Origin of the sequence: Streptomyces sp. NRRL S-340 (assembly GCF_000720185.1) — a bacterium.
Taxonomy (GTDB): domain Bacteria; phylum Actinomycetota; class Actinomycetes; order Streptomycetales; family Streptomycetaceae; genus Streptomyces.
In genome coordinates, this window is sequence record NZ_JOIY01000014.1 from 51,434 (window position 1) to 73,911 (window position 22,478).

Below are 22,478 nucleotides of genomic sequence, written 5' to 3' on the forward strand. Positions count from 1 at the left end.
TACGTTCGAGGTGAGGAGACGGTATGAGCCCGGTCCCGATGGACGCAGGTAAGAAGTCGTCGGACGAGACGTACAGCAGTATCCACTCGGAGCTGACCACGGCGAAGAGCACGCTCGACGGCGTGCACCAGGCCGTGGAAGGGCTCCGTGCGCAGCTCTCCAGCGGTTACGGCGGCGAGGACGGCCAGGCGTACCTCCAGGTCATCAACGGCTGGCTCCGCGAGTTCGAGCAGATCAACGCCGCCACCCAGAAGATCATCACCGTGGTGGAGCACAGCAGCGCGACGGACCGCAGGGCCCTTGCGGCCAACATCGAGGAGACCAACGCCTCCGGGCGGACGTCCGCGCTCGACGGGTCCGACTACTCCACGCACTCGTTCCACACGCTGGCGCCGGAACACGCCTGACCCCGTTGCCCGTGCCGCAGCCGCGTGGGTGCAAGAACAAGAGTGACGACACACTGGGAGAAGAAGGCAAGCCATGGGAATCGACGCGAATTTTCCTGCCGTTCAGTCCGTCGTGCAGCAGATGGAGGAGCAGGCGGCGATCATGAACAGGACCATCGACAATCTTCAGGAACACCTGGCCGGGTACACCCGAAGCTGGATCGGTGAGGACAAGGCCGCGTACGACGACGTCAACCGGACCTGGGAGCGCTGCCAGAGGAACGCCAAGGCGCTTCTGGACCGCCACACCACCACGCTGAACAACAACATGGTGACGCTCGCCCGCGCTTCGGCGTCGAACCGGGACGGCTTCCAGAGCATCACGATCTGACCCGACGGCAGTGTGCGATCGGCACCGGGAGGCATGAGTGGCAGCCGACGACTACCATCTGGAGCGGCTTGACTTCGCCGCTCTCCAAGCATTCATCGACGGCGGTGTCGCGAAGTTCCAGGAGGAACTGAAGAACATACGGCTCTCGGACACCAAGTCACCCAGTCTTTTCGAGCTCTCGACCAGGACCCCCGTCATGCGCCTGGGCTTCCTGGAGCAGGACGAGAGCACCGGCATGCAGGCGTTGTCCGGGCGGATGAAGAACGCCGCCGGCGCCGTCGACAAGGTCCTCAACAAGCACGTCACGGCCTTCGGGGAACTCCACCTCAAGCTGGATGACGTCATCACCACGATGAGGAAGGCGCAGCAGCACAATCTCACCGAGGTCGACGCACAGAAGTTCCTGACCGCCCTCGGTGGTTACGAGGCGGCGCTGGGCGGTGGCAACAGCAACGCGAGCCAGACGCCGCCGACCTCCAAGAACTGAGCACGTGACCGTCTGGACGGAGTAGGGGCATCATGCCGACGGACAATTGGGAACACACCATCACCCAGATGACCGGCTGGCGGATGCCCGAACGCAAGGACATCCAGCAACGCAACGGTGACAGCAATGCCGTCTGGGTGAACGTCGACGTCAAGAAGATCGGCGACGTCAAGCCGTCGGATCCTCTCGTGCTCCACCAGGAGGAGAAGGAAGACGGGTACCACCTGGAGTTCTTCCACGTCGAGAACTTCAAGCTCGGCAAGCTGGAGGGGACGGGGATCACCAAGTGGCAGGTGGAGATCCAGTACGTCGCCAACGACGCGGTCCATGACTACTTGACGAACCCGCTGCGCGCCCTGACGAACCTGGTGTCCCGGCACACCTCCGTCGAGGAGAACCCGTCCGTCTCCGGTGCTCCCACCGCGGACGAGGGTGTCGATCTGCTGAACTTCGTCAGGCTCGCGGAGGCGTTCGACAAGACGGGGCGATTCTTCAAGGATCACACCGACACGCTGGACAGGTGGAAGAAGGACCTCGGCGACGAGCAGGCCGCGTGGAAGGGGACTGCCGCCGGGGCCTTCTACCATCTGCTGGACGGCCTGCACGCGAAGTACGAGAACTACACCCGGCAGCTCATGCTCCCCGAGGGGGCACAGAGGTACAAGGCGGCGTCGGACCCGACCTTCGAACCGGCGACGCTCCACGCGAATTCGCTGATCGCGGCGGAACGTGCTGTCTACGAGGCGTTCTGGGAACTCTACCAGGCCTACTACAAGTTCCTCTGGGGGCAGGCGGGTGAGGTACCCGTGGTCTGGCCGGACAGCCGCGTCATCGGATACCGTCTGCCGGCCGACCCCAAAGACGTTCTCAAGATTCATTATCGGTCCATGGCGCAGTGGATCAACACGGTCAACGCCCACACCGTCGCCACGAACGGCAAGAAATTCGCGGTGGACACCGCCAACTACTCGGAGAGCTCCTATTACGGGGCTTTCGTGGACACGAGTACGTGGGCCAATGTGGCGGCATCGGCCCGGGACGCGTGGACGAAGAACCTCGAGATGAATCTGGACGAGCCCGCGCACCGGGTCGTCACCTCTCTCCAGCAGATGCTCAACCACGAGCTGGACCCCAACTGGAACACGGCGTTCGCCTTCGAGGACACGTCCAACACCTCGCTGACCAACGACGTGAACCAGGAGATCCAGGAGAAGAGCGGGAACGACCTCAACGAGAGCTTCAAGAAGCTCAACGACAACTTCAACACGGGGCTGAGTGATCTCGGTGGCGGGATCAAGGACGGGTTCGACAACTTCAACTCCGGGTTGAGTGATCTCGGTGGCGGGATCAAGGACGGGTTCGACAACTTCAACACCGGCCTGAGTGACCTCGGTGGCGGGATCAACGACGGGTTCAACAATTTCAACTCCGGGTTGAGTGATCTCGGTGGCGGCATCAGCGACGGGTTCAACAACTTCAACTCCGGCCTGGGCGACTTCAACAGTGGGCTGACCGGTGGCCACGGCGACCTCACCGGTGGTGGCGGCGACCTGACCGGCGGTGGCGGTGACCTGTTCAACGGACTGAAGGGGCCCGACGGTGGCGGTGCGTTCACCAACGGGGCGTCCGACCTCCTCGGCGGAAACTCACCCACGGGAAACCCGTTCCCGAACGGTCTCGGTCTCGGCCTCGGCACCGGTCTGCCGATCAGCAACATCGACGGCAGCACCACCACGCGTACCGGCACGGGTGTGACGACGACATTCCCCGACGGCACTTCCACGACACGCAACGCCGACGGCAGCCTCACCACGAAGTTCCCGGACGGCACCGTCCGCACGGTCACACCCGACGGCGCGGTGAAGACCGTGGACCCGAACGGGCACACCGTCACCAGCCACCTCGGTGTCGGGGAGTCGGTGAAGAACCCCGACGGCACCAGCATCACCCGCAACGCGGACGGCAGTCTGACGCAGACGGCGGGGGACGGCACAAAGACCACCACCTTCACCAACGGCTCCTCGGAGATCGTCAAGCCCGACGGGCAGATCCAGCTCACCTCTCCGGACGGCACGGTCTCCCACCTCAACCCCGACGGCAGCCTGACCACGAACGGCGCCAACGGCTCCCACGTGACGGTGCACCCCAACGGCGACGTGACCACGACCGACGCCCAGGGGCACACCACCACGAGCCACATCAAGCCGGGCCAGAGCATCACCAACGCCGACGGCAGTACCACCACCGTCGACAGCAAGGGCGACATCATCACCCGTCACCCGGACGGCAGCACCACCACGGTGCACCGGGACGGGACCGTCACCACCACGAACCCCACCGGCCCCGGCAAGGGCGGCAACACGCTGACGGGCCACTCGGACATCAAGGTGCCCGACCCCTACAGGTTCCCGACGATCGGGACCGGGGACCGGGTGACCCACCTGCCCAACGGCACGGTCGTGACCGACCGGCCCGACGGCACCTCGCACACCCGCTTCACCGACGGCAGCGCCATGGTCACGAGTTCCGACGGCCAGTTCCAGGCGCTGCCCAGTCCGGCCGGCGCGGCGGCCTCGGCGGGACTCGGCGCCGGTGCGGGCGAGGGCCTCGGCGCCGCTGCCGCCGCGGGAGCCGGGTCGTCGGCGGGGGGCCCGGCCGGTGCCGGCGTCTCGGACAGCCAGAACGCGCTCGGCCTCCTCTCACCGATGATGATGATGGCGGGCATGAACCGCATGGGCGGCCAGCAGCAGGGCGGCGGCGGCTCCGGCGGCGGCGAGCGCAACCGTGAGACGTACGACGACCAGAGCATGGACGGCGCCGTCTTCCAGCACGGGATGCCCGGCCCCGCCCCGGCCGGCGCCCAGGACGAGGCCGAGGACTGGGAGGAAGAGGAGAGCGACTCCGAGGAGCTGCTCGCCCCGCGGCGGCCGGCCACGGAATCCCCGTACGGAATGCCGAGCGCGTCCCGCATGTCCACGCAGAGCGGGACGTCCTGGTCCTCGGACGGCAAGGACGTGTGGGGAACCGAGGGCGGCGGGCTGCCCGCCTCCATCGGACACTGACCGGAGACCGGGATCACACGTCGGGAACACGTGTGGTCCCGCCGCCGGCCGTCCGCCGATGGCACCGGCCGGCACAGACACACAGGAGCGATCATGGACAGGCCCACGGGGAGCGAACTGCAGGACGCACTCTCCGCGTTCACCAGGAAACACGAGTCCCTGCTCAAGGCCAGGGAGGAGATGAAGACGATCTCCGTGACGGCCCGTTCCAAGGACGGCTCGGTGGAGGCGACGGTCGGGATCAGCGGTGAGGCGTCGGCGCTGCGGTTCCCGAACAACAAGTTCAAGGAGATGACCGGCAAGGCCCTGGCCACCAGCGTGCTGGAGGCCCTGACGAGGGCCCGGTCCGAGGCGACGGCCCGCGCCACCGCCATCCTCCAGGCAGCGGGCGGCTCCGCACCGGGCGAACAGGGAGGCAGCTTCCTGGACCGGCTCGACCTGGACCGGCTCCTGGACCCGAAGTCGTTCGCGGACGCGCTCTCGCCGCGCCGGGACGAGGGCAAGAGCCGTGGCTGACAGCGAACTGAAGGTCGAACCCAACCGGCTGCTGGCCGGCGGCGACGCCACCGACGAGATCGGAGGCGCGGCCCTCAAGGCGGCCGACACCTTCGCCACGGAGACGGCCTACGATCCGCAGGACCCGCCCTGGGGGAACGACCACTACGGGCACGAGTTCGCGGTGAACTACATCCCGGTGCACACCCAGCTCCGCGATGCCGTCGTCGCGCTGGCGAACGCGATCCACTCCGCCGCCGCTCTCACCCGGGGCGCGGGCGAGGACTTCAAGAAGGCCCAGGAGGACGCGTTGCGGCGCATCCAGGACGCGTTGAACGAGCCGCTGCCCACCTACGGCGACGGGCTTCCCGGCTACGGCGACGTGCCCCCGCCGTACTCGGGCCCGCACCACGGCGGCCGGGGCTGATCCCGTCCCCCGACTCGCCCACCGGGTCCGTGCGCCGCCGGACGGCGCACGGACCCGGCGTCGTTCAGGACGCCCGGTCCCTCACCGCTTGGACCACTTCTGGTTGGACGTGCCGGCGCACGACCACAGCTGCAGACGGGACCCGTTCGCCGTCTGCTTGTCCCGCACGTCCACGCACTTGTCCGCGAGTACGCTGACGAGGTCGTGCCGCACGTTGAGGCGGAACTGCTGCGCGGGGCCGCCGTTGCACCAGGCCAGCTGGACGGTCGTGCCGTCGGAGGTCGAGGCGCCCGCCGCGTCCATGCACAGGCCGAAGGCCCGTACCGTTCCGTCGGCGGCGAACGTCCACTTCTGCGAGGCCGCGCCCGAGCAGTCCTGGATGTCCAGCGGGGAACCGTCCTTGCCCCTGCCTCCCACGACATGGATGCAACGGCCCGACGCGTGGCCGAAGATCCCGACCCCGGAGACAGAGGCGGACGAGGACCCGGACGAGGACCCCGAGGAGGACGAAGTCCCCGACGAGGAGCCCGGCTTCGTGCCCCCCGCGGTCCCGGAGGAGCCCGAGGTGTGCTGGGACGAGTGGGCCGCCGGGGAGGACTTGGTCCCGCCGCCCTTGGCCGGCGCGCCCGCCGCGGGCCCGGAACCCCCGCCCTTCCCGGCCTTGCCGCCGCCGGACACGACGGCCCCACCGCCGGGCCCGGAACCCTTCCCCGAGCCGGCGGGACCCGTGACGGACTGCGGACGGGCCTGTCCCGGCGGGGAGCTGCCCGGGACGCCGGACGCGTGGGCGGACGGACTCGTGTCGGGCACCGGCAGGACGCCGGGGACGTCCGCACGAGGCCCGTCCCCGGCGTCGGGCGCCAGGACCGAGGCGGCGGAGTCCCGCGCGGCCGTGGTGTCGGTCGAGCCTGAGCCGCGCAGGCTCACCACCACACCGGCCACCAGGACGACGCCCGCGACCGCCGCCGCCGTGAGGACGCCGCGGTGCGTGCCGCGCAGGACCGCGCGGGGGGTGCGCCGCACGCGTGTGCCGGCCGGCGACGCGGAGCCGGCGGGTGTGCCGCCCGCGGCTGCCGCGGCCCCGGCCTCGGGCCCGGGACGGCCGGTGTCCGCCCCGCCGCGCTTCTTGTCGCCTCCCTCGCCGGAGCCGGCCTGGCCGGCAGCCCGGCCGGAGGCCGGCGACTTCGTGCCGGAATTCGTCCCGGCAGCGGACGAGGAGGCGGCGCCGGGCGTGGGAGCAGCGGCACCCTCGCCCGCCGCCGGGGTGTCCGGTGCGGCCTCTCCGGCCTTCGGGCCGGTGGCGCCGCCGGACCCGGCGGTGTTCGCCTCGGGGCGTCTGGCCCCGGCGCGTTTCGCGGAGCCGCGCTTCTTCGCCGCCGGTGCGGCGCCGTCCGGGGCGGCGGCGACCGGCACGCTCGCGGGCACCGCCCGAACCGGCCGGGACGGTTCGCTAGCTGTCATGAGCTTCCTTCCGGGGAGCACAGAACCCGTGCGGCGTACCGGGTCGCCCGGCAGCCCGGGAGCGGGGCTGCACACATGTATGGGGTGTTTCCGGATGGTGGTTCCGAGTCATGTGACATACGACTCATTCCGTGTGATGTGTTTCGGCCGCGGGTAGGGGAGGCGGTGCGCCGCGCGGGCGGTGGACGCCATGTGTGGCGGCGCCGTTCCCCCTGTGCGCTCCGCTCCCCGACCCGGATGCCGTGTCATACGTATGGCACGGCATGAAGGCGTCACAAAAGCGACAGTCTTCTGGCACCTTGGCTTGTTTATATGCGTATGCGGGGACCAGATCCGGTCCCCGGTCGCTGCATGACACAGAGCCAGGATGGTTCAGAAAATTATGGCTACGCCCCCCACGGCTGTAAACCGAGCAGACCTGCTCCGGGCCATTATGACGGAACACCGCGACGGACTCGTCTCCTACGCGGAGAAGATGCTGGGTGATCACGGGCTCGCCGAGGACGTGGTCCAGGAGGCCGTCATCCGCGCCTGGCGGAACATCGACCGACTGCTGGGGATGGAGGGCTCGATCAGGGGGTGGCTCTTCACCGTGACGCGGCACCTGGTCATCGACTGGGTGCGCAAGCCGCACGCCCGCAGAGAAGTGGTCGGAGCAACGTACAACGATCCGACAACCGGCGCCGACGGCACGGAGTCGGTGCACGACACATTGGTCGCCAGACCGCTGCTGCGCAGGCTGTCGCCCGAGCACCGTGCCGTCCTGGTGCACATATACCTGTGTGACCGGACCATCCAGGAGACGGCGGGCCTCCTCGGCGTACCGGCCGGAACGGTCAAGTCCCGCCAGCACAACGCGTTGCGCAAACTGCGCAGCGTGGCCCGGGCCGAGGCCGCCTGAGGGCGCCCGCCGCGGGCGGGGTGTCAGGGGGCACCGGGGGGTAAGGAGACTCCGAGGGCGTCGGTGAGCTGCTTGCGCAGCGACTCGTCCCGGGGACTTCGGTCGGGGTCCCGTACGAGCGCGAGCAGTGCCGGGCGTTCGGCGGCCGTCCAGGCCGCCGCGTCGGCACGCCCGGAGAACCGCTGCGGGCACACCCCGGGCAGTGGCGGCGGCAGGTCCGCGAGGCCGTGCCCGGGGGCGAGCAGCGCCACGGCCGCCTCCACCGTGTGCAGGTAGTGCTGCCAGATCCTGGTGTGCGCCGTGGAGCGTTCCGCGGGTGTGTCGCGGGTGCGGGCCAGCTCGGTGGCGTGGGCGCGCAGCAGGGGGTGCAGGGCGTAGTGCCCGAGGGCGGTCTCGGCGAGGAGGTGGTGATCGGCCAGCTCCGTGAGGTGCTGGTGGGTGGTGCCGGGGTCGGTCGCGGCCAGGCTGGCGGCCGTGGCGACGGTGATGACGGGCGCGGGGTGCAGGCTCAGGAGGCGGAAGAGGGCGGCGGCACCCGCGGTGAGCAACTGGTGGGTGCGGTCGAGGGCCTGGCGCAGATCGGTGTGCGGGTCCGGTCCCGTGAAGGCGGCGAGGGTGCCGGCGTGGGCTTCCAGGTGTGCGGCGAGCGCGGTGAGCGGGAAGTGCGGGTTGGTCTGGGCGCGGGTGGCGGCGAGGGTGAGCGCGAGGGGGTGACCCGCGCACAGGCCGGCGATGCGGTGGGCGGCGTCGGGTTCGCTACGGGTCCGGTGGGTGCCCAGTCGCCGGGCCAGCAGGCGCAGGCTCTCGGCCGGGCTCATGGGGTGCACGGGGATGATGCGGGCGTTGTGGGTGACCGCGAGACCTTCGAGGCGGCGTCGGCTGGTGATGACCGTCAGGGTGCCGGGGGTGGCGGGGAGCAGCGGTCGTATGTGTGCGCAGTCGCGGGCGTCGTCCAGGACGAGCAGGAGCCTGCGTCCGGCCAGGGTGGCGCGGTAGAGGGCGGTCAGCGCGCTGGTGCTGGTGTGGTGGTCGTGCGGGGTGCCGAGGGCGTCGAGGATGCCGCGCATGGCCTGCGGGGTGTCCAGGGGGTCGCGGGTGGGGTGGTGCCCCTGGAGGTCGAGGTGGACCCGGCCGTCGGGGAAGCGGTCGGCCAGTCGGTGGGCGAAGTGGAGTGCCAACGTTGTCTTCCCGATGCCGGCCATGCCGCACACGACCGCCGCGGCGCCCGGCGGGCAGTTCTCGCCGGCCGGTCCGAGCAGTTCGTCCAGTTGCGCCAGTTCCGTCTCCCGACCGGTGAACACCGCACTGTCGGCCGGGAGTTGAGCGGCACGCACGGCCTGTTCGCGCGGTGCGGGAAGGGGCAGGTCACGCGGGCCGGCACCGCGGATGTCGCCACCGCGTATGTCGCCCCCGCGGGTCTCGCCCCCGCGGGTGTCCGCGCCGCGGGTGTCCGCACCGCCGTCGCGCCGCAGCAGCCGCTGCCGGGCGGCACGCAGGACGGGCCCGGGTTCCACACCGAGTTCCTCGGCCAGCACCGTGCGGACCGCCTCGAAGTGGCGCAGCGCCTCGGCCTGCCTGCCGGTGGCCGCCAGCGCCCCGATGATCCGTGAGTGCAGTGCCTCGTCGAAGGGATGGCAGTCCACCGCCACCCGCAGCACGGTCAGCACCTCCTCCGCCCACTCCGGGGCCGAGGCGAGCACCACGTCCGTGGCCTCCTTCACCGCCGACACGAACTCGTGCCCCACCGCCACGAACGCCGGGTGCGCCGCCACCGGTGTCCCGGCGGCCACGACCGGGCCCCGCCACAATCGCAGCGCCTCCACCAGGCATCGCGCCGCCCCTGCCGGATCCCCCTCCCGCAGCGCCCGTCGCGCCTGGGCGCGCAGGTCCCGGAAACACAGCAGGTCCGACGTCGAGGCGTCCACCAGCAGCCGGTACCCGTCCGCCGCGCGCACCAGGTGTGCCGCCTCGGCCCGGCTGGACAGCCCCGGTTCCAGCACCCGCCGCAGCGCACCGATGTGCCGGTGCACCACATTGGCCGCGCTGGCCGGCGGATCCTCCTCCCACAGGACGTCCACGGCCTCGCTCAGCGTGAGCGGACCCGGTGCGCGCAGCAGCAGCAGGGACAGCAGCGCCAGCCGCTTGGGCGGGCCCACCATCAGCTCCGCCTCCCCGCGCACAGCGCGGACCGTCCCGAGAATCGAGTAACGCACCGCCGCGTTCATCCCGTCGCCGTCCTCGCCCTTCCTCGTCCGCCCGGCCGTACCGGCCAGCTCGTCGTCACCGCTTTAATCGGTGACGAAACGGTCCCACTGGTGGGTGCCGGCTGTCAACCGACCGGGGTGTGACGGATGTATGTGCCAATGGCTGCCGTTTCACTTTCCCCGCGCCGGGCGGTCGAGGCATCAGTCACTTGACCGTCAGTGGTGGAGCACTCATTCGTCACTGGCGAAACGGCGCCTGTGTGCGGCGCGGAACTCTACGTCATCCGGCCGCCTCCGAGTGACGTGTTCCGTGCCAGGCCATGCGGGTTGCCGACAAGTGTGCGGCTTGCTAATGTCCCCGATGTGTTTACCGAAGTCGACAGAGCCTAGTCACGGCGAATCGCCGACCGTACTGCTCCGGGTCTCCCTCGCAGAGGACCGTTGAGCGCAGGTCGGCTCCTCTCACCTGCTCGGCGTGCCCTCGCACACCGAGCCGGCCCGGCACATGTGCCGTGGATGCCGTGGACCCGCCGCCAGGCCACGTCGTCACATTCCTGTCGTCCGCCCGGCGTCGCGGGGCAGGCGGAGATGTGACGGACGGCCCTGGGGTTCCGTCGCAGTGCACCGAGGCGTTCGCCGTTCCGCAGCCACCCTGGACGAACCCCGCCTCCCCGCACCCCGTCCGGTGCCCCGTCGGCCTCGCAGGTCCCGGTACACCCGGACGTGCCCCGGGAGAGCACACACAGAACCGGAACACCGCTCATGATGCACAAGAAGTCCCGCGCCCGTACCCGTCACCGGCGGGCCCACTGGAAGGCCGCCAGGCCCGCCCTGGTGGCCTGCGCCAACCCCGCGTGCGGTCGGCCCACCCCCGGGCACATCGCCTGCCCGCACTGCGGAACGTACCGTGGCCGTCAGGTGCTTCCCCCCGCCTCCTGACGTCCCGCATCCTCCTCGTGCGGCAGGGGCCGGCCGCGTTCCCGCGGCCGGCCCCTGCCCCCGTCAACTCCCTTTCCTGCCTCGCCCCTTGACCTCATCGGCCCGGCCTCGGCCCCGGTCGGTCGGCACCTGCTGTCGTGGCAGCCTCCAGGCCGGTCCGGAGGAGTTCCGGCGCACCGCTGTACCCCACACGTGCCGCAGTCCCTCACACGTGGCGCACCGCACGAGGGGGAGCGGGCGCCGGGGAGTGAGGAGCCCGCCTTCGGGGGGGGGGGGGGGGACACTTACGGAAAGAGCCTCGCCCGCGGCCTGCCCGCCGAAGGGACCGGCGACGACCGCCCTCCCCTGTCACGACACGTCTGACCGGGGAGGGGCCGCCGGGCGGGCGTGTGTGGGCGCGGACCGGCACGGCGTCCGCCCGGGAGCGCCGGCCCGGCCCGCTCGCCACGCGGCCGTGCGGCCTCTCAGGCCGCCGCGGGCGCGCCCTTCTTGCGGGCGCGGTACGCGGCCGCCTTGATCTTGTTGCCGCAGGACTCCATGCCGCACCACTGGCGCCGCATGCCCCGCGAGCGGTCGATGTAGACGCGGGTGCACTCGGGGTTGCCGCACTCCTTCAGGAGCGGCACGTCCGGGCCGCTCAGCAGTTCGACGGCCGTGCGGGCGAGGGTGGACAGCACCTCCTGCGGCGTCGCCTCGGTCCGCCGGCCCTCCGGGGTGAGCTGCGGCACCGCGGACGGCGTGCGCGCCGTGCTGTTCACCAGCTCCAGGGCGTCGGCCTCGTACTCCTCCCCGAGACGGCGCGCGGTGACCAGGTGGTAGATGGCCTCGCGCAGGGCCGTCGCCTGGTCCACGTCGGCCTGCTCGCTGGGCGTGACGGCGTCCACGACGCCGGACTCCAGGAACCAGGCGTCCAGGCGATCGGGTGTCACGAACATTTCAAACTGCAGCGTACGACGGGCACGCAGTGTAGCGGCGAAATCCAGGACCGGATTGCCGCACACGAAGACATGGTCAAGATTCATGTCACCATTTTGACAGGTGACCGCCGCCTCTGCAAGAGTCGTCACCTGTTCAGCCGGTATTCAGTTGTGTGCGGGGTTCACCGTACCGCGCCGACCCGCCCTTCCCGTGCGGAGCCCAGCCGGATCTCCCGGCCCTGCCAGCGTTCGCGCAGCCAGCGGTCATGGCTGGCCAGCACGATCGCGCCCGGCCCGGTGCCGAGCGCCGCCTCCAGTTCGTCGCACAGGCGCGGCGAGAGGTGGTTGGTGGGCTCGTCCAGCAGCAGCAGTCGCGGCGGCCGGGCCACCAGCAGCGCCAGCGCGAGCCGCCGCCGCTGCCCCACCGAGAGCCGGCCCACCGGCTTGTCCAGGTCCGCCTCGTGCAGCAGCCCCAGCGAGGACAGCGGCACCGCGTCGGCCCGCTCGGCGCCCAGCGTCTGCTCGTACGTGTCCCGGACGGTGCGCTCCGGCCGGTCGAAGACGGTGTCCTGGGCGAGCAGCCCCACCGTCAGCCCGGCGCGCCGCCGGACCTCGCCCTCGGGCACGAGGTGCCCGGCGAGCACGGCCAGCAGCGTCGACTTGCCCGCGCCGTTGCCGCCGGTGACCAGCAGCCGGTCGGTCGCCGACACCTGGGCACACACCGGCGCGAGCCGTCCCGGCACCCCTGCGCCGTCCAGTGACACCAGCGGCCCGTCGTCCTCCTCCTCGGCCGCCGCTGCCGCCAGCGCCGTGCCGGCGAACCGCAGCGGCCTGGGCGGCTCACCGACCTGCGAACGCTCCAGTTCCTCCAGCCGCCGGGCAGCGTTGCGCACCCGCCGGGAGACCTGGCTCTGCACCCGGCCGGCCCGGTGGCCGTACCCCATCTTCTCGCTGTCGCGCGGCCCCCGGTCCGGGGCCACCCGGCGCGCGGTCACCTGGGCCGTGACCCTGAGCGCCGCCAGTTCCTCCTGTTCCTGTGCCCAGCGCCGCTCCCAGCGCTCCCGCTCGGCACGTTTCTGCGCCAGGTAGGCGCTGTAGTTGCCGCCGTAACGGACCGGCCCGTCCACGGCCGGGTCGAGGTCGACCAGGTCCGTGCACACCGCGTCCAGGAAGGCCCGGTCGTGGCTGGCCACCACGACGACACCGGGCAGGCCGCGCACCTGTTCCTCGACGAAGGCGGCGGCCTCGTCGTCGAGGTGGTTGGTCGGCTCGTCCAGCAGCAGCGCGGCGGGACGCCGGATCAGCAGCGCGGCCAGCGCGAGCCGTCCGCGCTGCCCGCCCGACAGCGACCCGAGGGTCCGGTCGTGACCGAAGCCGCCGAGGCCGAGGCCGTCCAGGACGAGTGCGGCCCGCCGGTCGGCGTCCCACGCCTCCCGCTCCTGGGCCTGTTCGAGCCGGGCGCCGTACGTGTCGAGCAGAACGGCGTACTCCGGCGCGTCCTGCGCGGTGCGCGCGAGCTGTTCGGTGAGCCGTTCCAGCTCGGCGAGGTCGTCGCGGGCCTCGCGCAGGGCGTCGTCGAGGACGCCGGAGATCGTCGTGCCGGGGTCGTAGGGCATCTCCTGCTGGAGGAAGCCAAGGTCGGGCGGGCGGGTGACGCTGCCGGCGTCGGGCTCGTCCGTCCCGGCCAGCAGACGCAGCAGGGTGGACTTGCCGACGCCGTTCTCCCCGATCAGACCGATGCGGTGGCCGGGGGCGGCGGTCAGGGAGACACCGTCGAGCACCCGGCGGTCGCCGAGGGTGCGGACGAGGTCATGGGCGAGCAGGGCGGGCTGAGACATGGGGACACCCTCCGGTGCGGTCGGTGCGCGGCCCGCGGGGCGGCGTACGCCTCACACGGGCCGGATCGGCACACCGGCGGCTCACACCTCGGGCGCTCCCGTCTCCTTCAGCTCGCCGCCGGCCAGCCGCAGCCAGCGGTTCACACCGATCTCCCGCAGGAACCGCTCGTCGTGGCTGACCACCACGAAGGCGCCCTGGTAGGAGTTGAGGGCGCTCTCCAGCTGGCCCGCGCTGACCAGGTCGAGGTTGTTCGTCGGCTCGTCCAGGAGCAGCAGGTGCGGGGCCGGCTCCGCGCACAGCACACACGCCAGGGTGGCGCGCAGCCGCTCGCCGCCGGAGAGCACCCCGACGGGCAGGTGGGCGCGCGCGCCGCGGAAGAGGAAGCGGGCGAGCAGGTTCATCCGCTCGGCCTCGGGGCGCTGCGGCGCGTAGTCGGCGAAGTTCTCGGCGACCGTACGGTCCAGGTCCAGCAGGTCGAGGCGCTGCGAGAGGTAGGCGATCCGTCCGTCGGCCCGCCTGATCTCGCCGCCGTCCGGTGTCAGGTCGCCGTTCAGCAGCCGCAGCAGCGTGCTCTTCCCGGCGCCGTTGGGGCCGGTCAGCGCGATGCGCTCGGGGCCCCGGACGGTCAGGTCGACACCCGGCCCGGTGAACACGTCCTTGTCACCGAGCCGGACGCGCAGCCCCTCGCCGAGGAACAGGTTGCGTCCCGCGGGCACGTTGGTGTCGGGCAGCTCCAGCGTGATGCGCTGCTCCTCGCGCAGTGCGCGCCCGGCCTCGTCCAGCCTGGCCTTGGCCTCGCTGACGCGTCCCGCGTGCACCTGCCCGGACCGGCCCGCGGACTCCTGCGCGCCGCGCTTCATGTTGCCGGCGAAGATGCGGGGCAGGCCCGCGTTCTTCAGGTTGCGGGCGGCGTTGCTCTGCCGGCGTTCGGCGCGCTCGCGGGCCTGCTGCATCTCCCGCTTCTCCCGCTTCAGCTCCTGCTCGGCGTTGCGGACGTTCTTCTCGGCGACCTCCTGCTCGGCCCGGACGGCCTCCTCGTACTCGGTGAAGTTGCCTCCGTACAGGCGCAGTTCGCCGCGGTCGAGTTCGGCGATGCGCTCCATGCGGTCGAGCAGGGCGCGGTCGTGGCTGACCAGGAGGAGGCAGCCGGTGAAGTCCCCGAGCACGTCGTAGAGCTTGTGCCGGGCGTCGGCGTCGAGGTTGTTGGTGGGCTCGTCGAGCAGCAGCACGTCGGGCCGCTTGAGCAGTTGCGCGGCGAGACCGAGGGAGATGACCTGGCCGCCGCTGAGCGTGCTCAGAGTGCGGTCCAGGGTGAGGGCGCCCAGGCCGAGGCGGTCGAGCTGGGCGCGGGTGCGCTCCTCGATGTCCCAGTCGTCGCCGATGGTGGTGAAGTGCTTCTCGTCGACGTCGCCGGACTCGACGGCGTCGATGGCCCGGATGACCTCGGCGACGCCCAGCACCTCGGCGACCGTGAGATCACCGGTCAGCGGCAGGGACTGCGGGAGGTAGCCGAGGGTGCCGGAGACGGACACGGACCCGCTGCCGGGCCGCAGTTCACCGGCGATCAGCTTGAGCAGGGTGGACTTGCCGGTGCCGTTGGGCGCGACGAGGCCGGTGCGGCCGGGGGTGACGGTGAAGGACAGGTCCTGGAAGACGGGCGTGTCGTCGGGCCAGGCGAAGGACAGGTTCGAGCAGACGACGGAGGCGTCGGACATGAAGGTGACCTCGTGAGGAGAGGACGGGGCGCACGCGAGACAGGTGTGCCCCGACGGAAGACTGGATGGCATGAGGGAACGACACAGAGACCACTTCGGCGGCGCCTCGTACGCACCGGCCGGTGGCCTGCCTGGTCCGGGTGATCACCCGGAGATGTCGTCGTCCACCACCATGTCTGGTCTCCTCAGCGAAGGATCAAGGTCCTCTCCAGTCTAACAGGACGGGCGGCGGGAGCCGGTCTCCCGCTCCCGCCGCCCGTGCGCGTGCGGCCCGCACACGTGTGCCGTCCGGTGTCGCGGCAGGTCAGGGCAGGAGCAGCAGCTTGCCGGTGGTCCGTCGCGACTCGATGTCCCGGTGCGCCCGCGCCGCGTCCGCCAGGGCGTAGCGGCCGCCGATGCGGACGGAGAGCTTCCCGGCCAGGATCAGGTCGAACAGCTCGCCGGTACGCCGGACCAGCGCCTCCCGGGTGGGCACGTGGTCGAACATCGTCGGGTACGACAGCAGGATGCTGCGCGGCATGTCGGTGGGCCGGAGCGTGGGGACGCCCATGACGGGGCCGTAGTAGGCGTGCACCCCGTGCCGGCGCAGGGAGTGCTGGGAGGAGTGGAACGTCTCGGTGCCGCCGCCGTCGTAGACGACATGGGCGCCCTCGCCGCCGGTCAGTTCCATGATCCGGTCCTCGAAGCCGCCGCCGGAGGAGACCAGGACGTGGTCGGCGCCCGCCTCCTCGGCGACGGCGACCTTCTCCTCGCGGGAGACCAGGCCGATGACGGTGCCGCCGCGGGCCTTGATCAACTGGGTCAGGAGCAGGCCCACGCCGCCCGCCGCCGCGTGCACCACGGCGATGTCTCCCGGCTTGACGGCGTAGGTCTCGGTGCTGAAGTGGTTGGCGGTGAGGCCCTGCATCATGACGGCGGCGGCCGTCTCGTCCGGGATGCCGTCGGGCACCTTGACCAGCGACGCCGCCGGGACGGCGAGCAGTTCGGCGTAGCTGCCCCGGTGGTAGAACCAGGCCACGCGGTCTCCGACGGCCAGGTCCTCGACGCCCGCGCCCAGGGCGGTCACGTACCCCATGCCCTCGGCGCCGAGGACGAGCGGCGCGGCCCAGCCGGGCGCGCCCTGTCCGCGGGCGCCCGTGTCCATGAAGTTGACTCCGGCGACACCCAGCCGGACCAGTACCTCGCCGGGACCGGGAACCGGGTCGGGCAGTTCGGTCCACTCCATGACCTCGGGGCCGCCGTGTTCCTTGATGTGGATCGCGTGCATGGGATTGACACCTCTCGGTGGAGAGAAACGTGTGGTGAAGCGGTCGTGGTACGCACCGTAGGAGCACCAATTTGGACCTGCAAGTCCAAAAAATGGGCAGGCCGCGCACCTTCGTCACCGGTCAGACGGGTGACGAAGGTGGTACAGTGCTGTCGTACCGGTCCCGGAACGGGCACGAAACATGTTTCTCAACCGTTCGGGACATGTGCACACATCGGTGTGCCGCCGTGCCCGCCGGCGCCGACCCGCGGCGGCGGGGGACCTCACCGTGACGCGAAGGAGCACTGACCATGGCAGTGGAACAGCCCGGGAAAAGGGCGGCCGAAGGGGCCCCGGTGGGACGCCGGGCGCTGCTCGGCATGCTCGGCGCGGGAGCCGCCGGACTCGCCGCCGCGCCCTACCTCCAGAGCGGCTGGGAGGGGTTCCTCGCCAAGGCCTCCCAGGTCGACGCCACCGGCCTGACCGGACTGCTGCCCAATCCGGGCGGCTTCCGTTACTACAGCATCGTCGGCTCGGTCCCGCACAAGGACGAGACGAACTACCAGCTGACCATCGGCGGCCTGGTCGACCGGCCGAAGACGTACACGCTGGCCGACCTGCGCGCGATGCCCCAGACCCGCGTCGTGCGCGACGTGCTGTGCACGGACGGCTGGCGGGTGGACGACACCCCCTTCGGGGGCGTGAGGCTCTCGCACCTCCTCGACGACGCCGGCGTGCGCGGCAGCGGCCAGGCGGTCCGCTTCACCTGCTTCGACGGCGCCTACACCGAGAGCCTCACCCTGGAGCAGGCCCGCCGCTCCGACGTGCTGATCGCCCTCACCATGCAGGACAAGCCGATCACCCACGAACACGGCGGGCCGGTCCGGCTCTACGTGGCCCCCATGTACTTCTACAAGTCGGCCAAGTGGCTGTCCGGCATCTCGGTCACCGACAAGGTCGTCCCCGGCTTCTGGGAGGAGCGTGGCTATGCGGTCGACGGATGGCTCGACGGCGCCGACCGGCACGCGGCCTGAACGGCCGGGCCGGGTCAGGCGGTTCACCGCCGCCGAACGGTGGGTCCACCGGGCCACCGGATACCTGATGCTGCTGTGCCTGGTCACCGCGGCCTGCCTCTACTTCGGACCGCTCGCCCAGCTCGTCGGACGACGGCACCTGATGGTCACCGTCCACGAATGGTCGGGCATCCTGCTCCCCGCCCCCGTCCTGCTCGGCCTGTTCTCGCCCGCCTTCCGCGCCGACCTGCGCCGGCTGAACCGTTTCGCGGTCTACGACAGGCGGTGGCTGCGCGCGGCCCGCCGCCGGCTGCGCGCGCCCGGAGCACGGCCGGCCGGCAAGTTCAACGCGGGCCAGAAGCTCTACGCGGGCTGGATCGCCGGCGCGGTGCTGGTGATGATGTTCACCGGCCTCCTCATGTGGTTCATGGGCCTGCTGCCCTTCATCTCCCGCACCAGCGCGATCTTCGTGCACGACGTCCTGGCCTGGGCGATCGCCCTCGTCCTCATCGGGCACCTGCGCAAGGCCTATGAGGACCCGGAGGCCAGGCTCGGCATGCGCACCGGCTACGTGGACCGCGCCTGGGCGACACGCCACCACGCCAAGTGGCTGGAGGAGGAACCCGTGGGTACCGTGTCCGGAAAGACACGTGAGCACCCGCACGACGGCGCCAACGTGCGAGGACGCGACGCCCGGCCGAGCGCCGCGACCGACGCGTACGACGGCTGACACGGCATCCCGGTCCCCCTCCCCTGGAGCAGGAAACACCTCCGTGAGCGGCAGCAGAGCAGTCGACGACGACCACGAGGGCGGCGCCGCCGGGACCCTGGGCGACGACCTGGCGGCGGCACTGCACCACGCCGTCCGGGAGGCCGCGCAGCGCCTGGACGCGGTCGCCGCCGCCGTCTACCTGCTCAGCCCCGACCGCACCGAACTGTGGATCGCCATGATCGGCGGCGGCCCGCCCTCCGTGTTCACCCTGCCCGGACGCATGACGCTGGACGCCCCCTACGCCTCCGCCCGCGCCCTGGCCGGCGACGAGGTGGCGGTCCTCGACGACCCGGACGCACCGCACGAGCGCGGGCCCGGCACGACCGTCTGCCCCTACCCCTACCTCGCCGCCGCGGCCCCGCTGGCCGCCGCCGGGCAGCGCTTCGGCAGCCTGACCGTGCTCCGCCCCGAGGGCACCGACGGCTACGGACCCGGGCGGCGCGCGGAACTGGCACGGATCGCCGGCCGGCTCGCCATCACGCTCGCCGCGCTGCACCGGCGGGGCACCGCGGTGACGGCCGCGAACCTGCCCGTCCTCGTCCCCGTACTGGGCGCCGAGTCCTCCGCCGACGCCGACCCCGACGGCCCCTGGGGCTCGCCGGGCGTTCCCGGATCGGCGGGCCGCAGTCTGATGTACCCGTTGCAGCGGCTGGCCGACCTGCTCAACCGGGCGACGACGATGGAGCACGTCACCGCGGCCGCGCGGTTCTGCGTCATGTCGCCCTTCCAGGCCCGCGCCATGGTGCTGTCCTGCGTGACCGAAGGCCGCCTGTGGGTCATCGGGCACAGCGGCGACTCCGCCGGCCTCGTCCGCGAACTGCACGGCTGCGGCCTGCACACCCGCACCCCCGCCGCGCGCGCGGCGCGCGGCAACGCGCTGCTGCTCGCCGACGACCCCGGCTCCGCGGCGCCCCGCCCGGCGCGGTCCGGCGCCGGCCCCGTCACCGCGCACCTCCCGCTCGTCGGCAGCAGACACGTCATGGACGTCCCGATCACCGGCGGCCGGCACGTCGTCGGCCTGTGCTGCCTGTCCTACGCCGGGCCCCGGGCCTTCTCGCCCGCCGAGCGGGCCGTGCTGACCATGATGGCCGGGCTGCTCGGCTCGGCGGTGGAGCGCGTGGAACTGAACGCCAGGCGGCACGCGCTCGCCGAGGGCATCCAGAAGCGGCTGCTGCCGCCCACCCTCGCCGAGGTCCCCGGCCTCACCACGACGGCCCGCTACCAGCCCGCCACGGCCACCGCCGAGGTCGGCGGCGACTGGTACGACGTGATCCGGATGCCCGACGACCGGGTCGCGCTCGTCATCGGCGACGTCGAGGGCCACACCATGGAGAGCGCCGCCGCGATGGGCCAGCTGCGCAGCGCCGTGGCCGCCTACGCCACCGAGGGCCACGGGCCCGCGGCCCTGCTGCAACGGACCTCGGGACTGCTGGCCCGGCTCGGCACCGACACCCTCGCCACCTGCTGCGTCGTCGCCCTGGATCCGGAGGACGGCACGGCCGAGGTGGCGCTGGCGGGCCACCCCGCACCGCTGCTGCGGCTGCCGGACGGCACGGTGCGGACGCTGGACGCCCCGGCGAACGTACCGCTCGGGCTGCCCGGCCCCGGCACGGGCGCCTACCGGGCGCGGGAACACACGATCCCGCACCGGTCGGTGCTGGTGCTCTACTCCGACGGCCTGTTCGACCCCCGCCAGGACGAGGCCGCCGCCCTGCTCGGCGCCGCCGGGGACGCCTTCGGCACCGATCTGGAGGGGCTGGCCGACCGCCTGCTCGGCGGGGCCGCGGGAGCGGGCGGCCGGCGCGACGACGCGGCGCTGCTCCTGGCCCGCTACGAGGGCCCGGACACCCGGCAGGTGCCGCGCACCGGACACCTCTCCATCCAGCGCCGTGACCTGCGCGGTGTCGGCCAGGCGCGGGCGTTCGTGCACGAGCGCCTGTGCGGCTGGGGCCTGGCGGACCTGTCCGACGACGTCGAACTCGTCACCTCCGAGATCGTCACCAACGCGCTCGTCCACGCGGGCAGCGACGTCGACGTGCGGCTGCGGGTCTACGAGGACCGGATCCGCCTGGAGGTGCGCGACTCCGCCAGCGATCCGCCCGTCCCGGCGCTCTACTCCCTCTCGGAGGAGGGCTGCGCGCGGGCGGAGCACGGGCGCGGGCTGTTCCTCGTCGACGCCCTGGCCGACACCTGGAACACCTCGCCGAACGGGCGCGGCAAGACCGTGTGGCTGGAGATGGACATCCCGCAGGCGCAGGAGCGACGGGCCACCGGCCCGGAGGGGTCCGGCCGGCCCGCCGAATGACTCAACACCTGACTCCGGCACACCTCGGTGACACACCCGTGTGCGGACTCCGGTGTCCGGCGACTGACCGTCATGTGACTGATGTGTCCCCGCCGCCACGGGGGCACAGTGGTCGGTGTCGCCCCCCGGGTGATGCGTCACCATCTTGACCGGTGACGAATTCCGTGTCAGTCTCTTCCCAGCCGAACGGGCGGGGGTCCCAGGCGGCGGACGAACACGGCCCGTCTCGCGCCCTGCCGCTGTGCCCGCACATGTGTGCCCACAGCCAGGCACCACACACTTCACGATAGGAACGTCATGAGACGACTTCTGACCGTCCTCGCGGCCGGCGTGCCGCTGGCGGCGGCGGTGTACCTGCCGGCCGGCGCCTCGGCGGCCACCGGGAGCCCCGCCTCCACCTCGCCCACCTGCTCGACCGTTTCCGTAAAGGCCCCGTCCGGGACCGAGGTGGAGTCCGCGACCGCGGTCAGCCGACCGGGCGGCACCATCACCGGGACCGGGATCCTGCAGGGCACGGTCACGGACGTCCCCGCCTTCTGCGAGGTCACGGTCACCCTCACCCACCCGGGCGACGACGACCACGCCAAGGTCCAGACGTGGCTGCCGCTCAAAGGCTGGAACGGCCGCCTCCAGTCGTTCGGCGGCAGCGCCTACGCCGCCGGTGACAACGGTGCCGGTCTCGCCGCCGCCGTCAAGAACGGCTACGCCGCCGCCACCACCGACGCGGGTGTCGGTGACGTCCTCGACTTCGGGTGGGCGCTGAACAGCAAGGGCCAGGTCGACACCGGCCTGCTGAAGAACTTCGCCGACCGCTCCCAGCACGAGGCCGCCCTCGTCGCCAAGCAGGTCATCGACGGGTTCTACGGCGCGGCCCCCGCCTACTCGTACTTCAACGGCTGCTCCACCGGCGGACGCCAGGGCTACATGGAGGCCCAGCGCCACCCCGGGGACTTCGACGGCATCCTCGCCAACGCGCCCGCCGTCAACTGGGACGAGTTCGAGGTCGCCACCCTGTGGCCGCAGATCGTGATCAACCAGGAGAAGAACCGCCCCAGCGACTGTGAGTTCAACGCCTTCAACCAGGCCGCCCTCAAGGCCTGCGACAAGCTCGACGGCGTCAAGGACGGCCTGATCTCCGACGCGGCGCACTGCAACTTCGACCCGCGCCGCCTGATCGGCACCAAGGTCGTCTGCAAGGGCGAGGAGGAGACGATCACGGCGGCGGACGCGGCCGTGGTCCGCAAGATCTGGGACGGCCCGCGGACCGCCTCGGGCAAGAAGCTCTGGTACGGCCTGCCGGTCGGCGCCGACTTCTCGGGCCTCGCCGGCCCCGGCCCGTTCCCGGTCCCGGCCGCCTGGACCGCCTCCTGGGTGGCCAAGCAGCCCGGTCTCGACGTCACGAAGCTGACGTACAGCCAGTTCACCCAGCTGTTCAAGCAGTCCCAGGCCGAGTACGACAAGATCATCGGCACGGACGACCCGGACCTGTCGGCCTTCCGCAAGTCCGGTGGCAAGCTCCTCACCTACCACGGCCAGGCCGACCCCTTCATCCCGACCCAGGGCACCGTGGACTACCGCGAGCGCGTCGAGCGCAAGCTCGGCGGCACGCACCGCGTCGACGACTTCTACCGTCTCTTCCTCGCCCCGGGCACGGCCCACTGCGGCCTCAAGGACGGCAAGGTCGACGACCTGGCGGCCCTGACCAAGTGGGTCGAGCACGGCAAGGCGCCCAAGACCCTCACCGCCACCCTCACCAACGCCGACGGCGTCACGCTCACCCGCGACCTGTGCCGCTACCCCCTCGTGTCCCACTACAAGGGCCACGGCGACCCGGCGGACGCCCGCAACTTCCGCTGCGTCCCCGCCGGCCGGCGCTGACCTGACCTTCCCCGACAAGCCACCCAGAAAGGCCGGCCCC

At 71.7% G+C, this 22,478-nt stretch carries 18 protein-coding genes; 12 read left to right on the forward strand and 6 right to left on the reverse strand.

Annotated features, from left to right (window positions below):
* Positions 1-23: 23 nt before the first annotated feature.
* From IG64_RS13035 to IG64_RS13060, 6 genes are all read left to right on the forward strand, one after another.
* Positions 24-407, forward strand: a complete 384-nt coding sequence (locus IG64_RS13035) for a WXG100 family type VII secretion target (RefSeq protein ID WP_037855224.1) — start codon at positions 24-26, stop codon at positions 405-407.
* 73 nt (positions 408-480) lie between these two features.
* Positions 481-777 carry a WXG100 family type VII secretion target gene (locus IG64_RS13040; protein ID WP_158771549.1) on the forward strand — a complete coding sequence of 99 codons (297 nt, stop codon included), beginning with the start codon at positions 481-483 and terminating at the stop codon, positions 775-777.
* Between the two features lie 37 nt (positions 778-814).
* Complete coding sequence (locus IG64_RS13045) at positions 815-1,264, forward strand: type VII secretion system-associated protein (protein WP_037855227.1); 450 nt, start codon at positions 815-817, stop codon at positions 1,262-1,264.
* Positions 1,265-1,296: 32 nt separating this feature from the next.
* Entirely contained in the window at positions 1,297-4,326 is a 3,030-nt protein-coding gene (locus tag IG64_RS42840; protein WP_037855228.1) for an AAWKG family protein, read from the forward strand.
* Between the two features lie 93 nt (positions 4,327-4,419).
* A complete protein-coding gene (locus IG64_RS13055; RefSeq protein WP_037855230.1) occupies positions 4,420-4,842 on the forward strand; it encodes a YbaB/EbfC family nucleoid-associated protein in 423 nt (140 codons plus the stop codon).
* Positions 4,835-5,248 carry a hypothetical protein gene (locus IG64_RS13060; protein WP_037855232.1) on the forward strand — a complete coding sequence of 138 codons (414 nt, stop codon included), beginning with the start codon at positions 4,835-4,837 and terminating at the stop codon, positions 5,246-5,248. The genes IG64_RS13055 and IG64_RS13060 overlap by 8 nt, the downstream gene beginning before the upstream one ends.
* An 81-nt stretch (positions 5,249-5,329) precedes the next feature.
* Here the strand turns inward: IG64_RS13060 and IG64_RS42140 are convergent, their stop codons facing one another.
* Complete coding sequence (locus tag IG64_RS42140; protein ID WP_234438497.1) at positions 5,330-6,709, reverse strand: RICIN domain-containing protein; 1,380 nt, start codon at positions 6,707-6,709, stop codon at positions 5,330-5,332.
* A gap of 382 nt (positions 6,710-7,091) precedes the next feature.
* Between IG64_RS42140 and IG64_RS13070 the strand changes: the two genes are divergently transcribed.
* Positions 7,092-7,610 carry a sigma-70 family RNA polymerase sigma factor gene (locus tag IG64_RS13070; RefSeq protein ID WP_063758797.1) on the forward strand — a complete coding sequence of 173 codons (519 nt, stop codon included), beginning with the start codon at positions 7,092-7,094 and terminating at the stop codon, positions 7,608-7,610.
* Positions 7,611-7,633: 23 nt separating this feature from the next.
* Here the strand turns inward: IG64_RS13070 and IG64_RS13075 are convergent, their stop codons facing one another.
* The gene (locus IG64_RS13075) at positions 7,634-9,823 is read right to left on the reverse strand and encodes an AfsR/SARP family transcriptional regulator (protein WP_078883983.1); all 2,190 of its coding nucleotides are present in this window, start codon (positions 9,821-9,823) and stop codon (positions 7,634-7,636) included.
* A gap of 753 nt (positions 9,824-10,576) precedes the next feature.
* On the opposite strand from IG64_RS13075, the gene rpmF reads away from it, so the two are divergent.
* Positions 10,577-10,753, forward strand: coding sequence for a 50S ribosomal protein L32 (rpmF, locus tag IG64_RS38725; RefSeq protein ID WP_078883963.1), 177 nt, complete (start codon positions 10,577-10,579; stop codon positions 10,751-10,753).
* A gap of 464 nt (positions 10,754-11,217) precedes the next feature.
* Here rpmF and IG64_RS13080 read toward each other — a convergent pair whose 3' ends face one another.
* The 4 genes from IG64_RS13080 to IG64_RS13095 form a co-directional block, all read right to left on the reverse strand.
* The gene (locus IG64_RS13080; protein WP_037855236.1) at positions 11,218-11,775 is read right to left on the reverse strand and encodes a CGNR zinc finger domain-containing protein; all 558 of its coding nucleotides are present in this window, start codon (positions 11,773-11,775) and stop codon (positions 11,218-11,220) included.
* Positions 11,776-11,852: 77 nt separating this feature from the next.
* Positions 11,853-13,508 (reverse strand): ABC-F family ATP-binding cassette domain-containing protein, encoded by a 1,656-nt coding sequence (locus IG64_RS13085; RefSeq protein WP_037855237.1) that lies wholly within the window; start codon positions 13,506-13,508, stop codon positions 11,853-11,855.
* An 81-nt stretch (positions 13,509-13,589) separates the two neighbouring features.
* Positions 13,590-15,224, reverse strand: coding sequence for a ribosomal protection-like ABC-F family protein (gene abc-f / locus IG64_RS13090; protein ID WP_037855239.1), 1,635 nt, complete (start codon positions 15,222-15,224; stop codon positions 13,590-13,592).
* 304 nt (positions 15,225-15,528) lie between these two features.
* Positions 15,529-16,491 (reverse strand): quinone oxidoreductase family protein, encoded by a 963-nt coding sequence (locus IG64_RS13095; RefSeq protein WP_037855242.1) that lies wholly within the window; start codon positions 16,489-16,491, stop codon positions 15,529-15,531.
* Positions 16,492-16,781: 290 nt separating this feature from the next.
* Here IG64_RS13095 and IG64_RS13100 point away from each other — a divergent pair, with 290 nt between their 5' ends.
* The 4 genes from IG64_RS13100 to IG64_RS13115 all read left to right on the forward strand — a co-directional run bounded on the left by IG64_RS13100 (position 16,782) and on the right by IG64_RS13115 (position 22,438).
* Positions 16,782-17,504: a molybdopterin-dependent oxidoreductase gene (locus IG64_RS13100; protein ID WP_051812798.1), complete on the forward strand. Its 723-nt coding sequence runs from the start codon at positions 16,782-16,784 to the stop codon at positions 17,502-17,504.
* Complete coding sequence (locus IG64_RS13105; protein ID WP_051812800.1) at positions 17,458-18,213, forward strand: cytochrome b/b6 domain-containing protein; 756 nt, start codon at positions 17,458-17,460, stop codon at positions 18,211-18,213. The genes IG64_RS13100 and IG64_RS13105 overlap by 47 nt, the downstream gene beginning before the upstream one ends.
* A gap of 43 nt (positions 18,214-18,256) precedes the next feature.
* Positions 18,257-20,560, forward strand: a complete 2,304-nt coding sequence (locus IG64_RS13110) for an ATP-binding SpoIIE family protein phosphatase (protein WP_051812802.1) — start codon at positions 18,257-18,259, stop codon at positions 20,558-20,560.
* Positions 20,561-20,857: 297 nt separating this feature from the next.
* Entirely contained in the window at positions 20,858-22,438 is a 1,581-nt protein-coding gene (locus IG64_RS13115; protein WP_037855243.1) for a DUF6351 family protein, read from the forward strand.
* Positions 22,439-22,478 lie beyond the last annotated feature (40 nt).

Bases quoted from the DNA above. Each gene is read 5' to 3' on its own strand.
- IG64_RS13035 (WP_037855224.1), top strand. From the start codon at position 24: ATGAGCCCGGTCCCGATGGACGCAGGTAAGAAGTCGTCGGACGAGACG.
- IG64_RS13040 (WP_158771549.1), top strand. From the start codon at position 481: ATGGGAATCGACGCGAATTTTCCTGCCGTTCAGTCCGTCGTGCAGCAG.
- IG64_RS42840 (WP_037855228.1), top strand. From the start codon at position 1,297: ATGCCGACGGACAATTGGGAACACACCATCACCCAGATGACCGGCTGG.
- IG64_RS13055 (WP_037855230.1), top strand. From the start codon at position 4,420: ATGGACAGGCCCACGGGGAGCGAACTGCAGGACGCACTCTCCGCGTTC.
- IG64_RS42140 (WP_234438497.1), bottom strand. From the start codon at position 6,709: ATGACAGCTAGCGAACCGTCCCGGCCGGTTCGGGCGGTGCCCGCGAGC.
- IG64_RS13070 (WP_063758797.1), top strand. From the start codon at position 7,092: ATGGCTACGCCCCCCACGGCTGTAAACCGAGCAGACCTGCTCCGGGCC.
- rpmF (WP_078883963.1), top strand. From the start codon at position 10,577: ATGATGCACAAGAAGTCCCGCGCCCGTACCCGTCACCGGCGGGCCCAC.
- IG64_RS13080 (WP_037855236.1), bottom strand. From the start codon at position 11,775: ATGAATCTTGACCATGTCTTCGTGTGCGGCAATCCGGTCCTGGATTTC.
- IG64_RS13085 (WP_037855237.1), bottom strand. From the start codon at position 13,508: ATGTCTCAGCCCGCCCTGCTCGCCCATGACCTCGTCCGCACCCTCGGC.
- abc-f (WP_037855239.1), bottom strand. From the start codon at position 15,224: ATGTCCGACGCCTCCGTCGTCTGCTCGAACCTGTCCTTCGCCTGGCCC.
- IG64_RS13095 (WP_037855242.1), bottom strand. From the start codon at position 16,491: ATGCACGCGATCCACATCAAGGAACACGGCGGCCCCGAGGTCATGGAG.
- IG64_RS13100 (WP_051812798.1), top strand. From the start codon at position 16,782: ATGGCAGTGGAACAGCCCGGGAAAAGGGCGGCCGAAGGGGCCCCGGTG.
- IG64_RS13105 (WP_051812800.1), top strand. From the start codon at position 17,458: ATGCGGTCGACGGATGGCTCGACGGCGCCGACCGGCACGCGGCCTGAA.
- IG64_RS13115 (WP_037855243.1), top strand. From the start codon at position 20,858: ATGAGACGACTTCTGACCGTCCTCGCGGCCGGCGTGCCGCTGGCGGCG.